Here is a 2,930-nt window from a genome sequence, read left to right as displayed (position 1 = left end):
TTCCAGCGAACGGATGCGGCGACCGAAGGCCGGCTGCGTGACGTTGCGCAGCTTGGCCGAACGGCTGAAGTTCAGCGTCTCGACCACCGACAGGAAGTCTTCCACCCATTTGATTTCCATTTGTTCGCGCTCTCTCTGGCAGGCATTGACCGCCGCATACTTTCCGGCATGACACTATACAAATACGGCATGGGAATGTCCCATGCCGTTTCGGCATTGCCTTGACGACAAGATTTTAAAGCGGAAGTCGCTGGCCGACACTGGCGCTCGCCACGGAGGCTCATGCACAATGGCGACTCGCGCACCGCCGCCCCCATTACTCAGCATTCAGTACACCTCAGGAAACCGCATGGAAGACATCCGCCAACTCATCGAAGCCTCCAACGACCTCAGCGCCGCCACCATGGCGATACGGGCGCTGATCGTGTTCTGTTTCACGCTGATCTTCCTGCGCATCGCCGGGCGCCGCTCGTTCGGCCAACGCAGCGCCTTCGACCTGTGCATCACGGTCTTGCTGGGCGCGATCCTGAGCCGCGCCATCGTCGGCGCCTCGCCGCTGCCGCCCACGCTCGCCGCCGGCGCCGTGCTGGTGCTGCTGCACCGCCTGATCGGCGTGCTGGTCACGCGCTGGGCCTGGCTCGACGACCTCATCAGCGGCACCGAACGCCTGCTCGTCAAGGACGGCCGCAAAGACCCGCACCAGATGCGCGCCGGCCTGATCAGCGATCGCGACATCGACGTCGCGCTGCGCAAGAAGGAAGACGGCGCCACGCTGGACCACGTGGCGCGTGCAGTGCTGGAGCGCAATGGCGAGATCACCATCACGCTGCGCGACGCAAATTCGCCGGCGGAGCGGCTGCACTGATCCGGCCGGCGCAGGTGATTTACAATCGCCTCTCGCGTCGGCAAGCAGCAGTCCGCATGACGACACCAGCAATCCACCGCAGCCACAGAACCCACCGAATCCGATGACCAGCCCGACCATCCTGCAAGCCACCGACCTGAGCTTCAGCTACCCCGACCATGAAGTGTTCAAGAACATCTCGCTGGCCCTGCCCGCCGGCGTCACCGTCATCCGCGGCGGCGATGGGCGCGGCAAGACCAGCCTGATCCGCGTGCTGGCCGGCGAGCTCAAGGCAAGCAGCGGCCAACTGGCCATCAACGGCGTCCGCCTGGATGAGCAAGCAGCGCAATACAAGCAACAGGTTTACTACGTCGACCCGCGCACGGAAGCCTTCGACCAACTGAGCGTGCCGGACTATTTTGCGTCGGTGAAGGCGCGGTTCCCCGACTTCGACGACGCCGCGCTGCCGGAATTACTGGAAGGACTGTCGCTGACGCCGCACGCGGAGAAGAAGCTGTTCATGCTGTCGACCGGCAGCAAGCGCAAGGTGTATCTGGCGGGGGCGTTCGCTGCAGGCGCGGCGGTGAATTTGCTGGACGATCCGTTCGCCAGTTTGGACAAGAGTTCGATCAATTTTGTGAGCGAGGTGCTGGCGGGTTTTGCGGAGCAGGGCGATCAGAGTCCGCAGGTTTGGGTGGCGAGTTTTTATGAGACGCCGGCGGAGATTGCGGCGCGTGAAATCATCGACCTGGGCGACTGAGGAAAATCAGAGTCAGCGGCGCCGATAACTCTTGTTCCCGCTGTCCGTATAGCAGAACTGTCCGCCGCGCGGTCCGGTGCAGTAGCGGTGGCTGCGGCAACTGCAGCCACCGTCATCATCGTCCTTCGCAAGCGGCAACAACTGCTGCCGGTTGGACATGGAACAGACCTTCTTCGACGCGCTGACGGAACCGTCATTGCAGATGAATTCCGCACCGGCGCAATGAGAGACGCCGCCCTTCTTCCCCGAGCAAGGCGTGTTGGCCGCAACCCCGGAGTGGTGCGCAGCAACCAGCATCAGAGCAAGCAAAAATCCAGCGGCCTTCATCCCCGTCAGCCTCCCTTTTTTTATTGTGATCGGGACTTGCGAAAGAGCGTCTTGCGCTAGCCGGGAATATTCGGCTCGACAAGATTGGCCAGCTGCAGCAGCGACTCCTGCCAGCCGAGATAGCACATCTCCACCGGAATAATTTCCGGAATCCCCGCCTGCGTAATGCGCACTTCCGTGCCGGTCAGCACCGGCTTCAACTTCACCGTCACCTGCATTTCGCCAGGCAGATTCGGATCGTCAAACTTGTCGGTGTAGCGAACCAGTTCATTCGGCACCAGCTCCTTGTATTCGCCGCCGAAAGAGTTGCCGTTGCCGCTGGTGAAATTCGAAAACGACATGCGGAAAGTGCCGCCGACCTTGGCTTCCAGATGCTCCACGGTACAGGTGAAGCCGTAGGGCGGGAGCCACTTGGCAAGGGCGGCCGCGTCGGTGAAGGCGCGGTAGATTTTGTCGGGGGTGGTGCGGAGGATGCGGTGGAGTTCTACGGTTCCGGTGGGCATGGTAAAGGCTCCTTTGAAGCTGCGTTTTATAGGCTAAGTTTCGCGTACAAATTTGAGGATGGGGATGGGGATGTCACAGAGCCCAGTCCAAGCGCATTGACTATTGGTTATATCCAGAACAAGCAGCCTACAATCATTCGATAGCCAATTTATTCCATATTTCCCTGTGCTCATGTTTAATTGCTTTATCTTTTAAGAGCAGCTCGACATATTTAGGAAAGACCACACTTGGGTCACTTAAGAGGCGCAAATAGTACTTAATTGAAGGAATGACGCCATTGGCAATAAGTTGACAATTGTAAAGAGCCTTAACTCTCGCTATCTTCTCATTCAAAGCGTCCGTCGGTTCACAGATATTGTGGGTAGTTAATATGTAATATCTGTCGACTTCTTTGTCCATGATCTTAGAGGCCGCGTCTTGGATAATCAATTCGCTTAAAGCAATATTGTGCTTTACTGTAGATTTGCATCGAAAACTGACCCACTCTGACCCACT

The 2,930-nt window shown here is 58.6% G+C and carries 6 protein-coding genes; 2 read left to right on the top strand and 4 right to left on the bottom strand.

Annotation, left to right across the window (positions count from 1 at the left end; all coding sequences use genetic code 11):
• Positions 1-120: LysR family transcriptional regulator (locus tag HLUSI_RS33095; RefSeq protein ID WP_157137982.1), on the bottom strand; the 120-nt coding region annotated here is incomplete at its 3' end.
• A 229-nt stretch (positions 121-349) separates the two neighbouring features.
• On the opposite strand from HLUSI_RS33095, the gene HLUSI_RS0123175 reads away from it, so the two are divergent.
• Both HLUSI_RS0123175 and HLUSI_RS0123170 read left to right on the top strand, forming a co-directional pair.
• Positions 350-865 carry a DUF421 domain-containing protein gene (locus HLUSI_RS0123175; RefSeq protein ID WP_016836209.1) on the top strand — a complete coding sequence of 172 codons (516 nt, stop codon included), beginning with the start codon at positions 350-352 and terminating at the stop codon, positions 863-865.
• A 103-nt stretch (positions 866-968) separates the two neighbouring features.
• Positions 969-1,604 carry an ABC transporter ATP-binding protein gene (locus HLUSI_RS0123170; RefSeq protein ID WP_016836208.1) on the top strand — a complete coding sequence of 212 codons (636 nt, stop codon included), beginning with the start codon at positions 969-971 and terminating at the stop codon, positions 1,602-1,604.
• A 12-nt stretch (positions 1,605-1,616) separates the two neighbouring features.
• On the opposite strand, the gene HLUSI_RS0123165 is transcribed toward HLUSI_RS0123170, so the two are convergent.
• The 3 genes from HLUSI_RS0123165 to HLUSI_RS30310 all read right to left on the bottom strand — a co-directional run.
• The gene (locus tag HLUSI_RS0123165; protein ID WP_050977767.1) at positions 1,617-1,931 is read right to left on the bottom strand and encodes a YdcA family protein; all 315 of its coding nucleotides are present in this window, start codon (positions 1,929-1,931) and stop codon (positions 1,617-1,619) included.
• Between the two features lie 56 nt (positions 1,932-1,987).
• Positions 1,988-2,434, bottom strand: a complete 447-nt coding sequence (locus HLUSI_RS0123160) for an SRPBCC family protein (RefSeq protein WP_016836206.1) — start codon at positions 2,432-2,434, stop codon at positions 1,988-1,990.
• 133 nt (positions 2,435-2,567) lie between these two features.
• The coding region (locus HLUSI_RS30310) for a hypothetical protein (RefSeq protein WP_040503826.1) at positions 2,568-2,930 on the bottom strand (363 nt) is incomplete at its 5' end.

Source organism: Herbaspirillum lusitanum P6-12 (genome assembly GCF_000256565.1).
Lineage (GTDB): Bacteria > Pseudomonadota > Gammaproteobacteria > Burkholderiales > Burkholderiaceae_D > Herbaspirillum > Herbaspirillum lusitanum.
The sequence above is the reverse complement of the archived record's forward strand: the minus strand, read 5'-3'. Positions and strand labels throughout refer to the sequence as shown.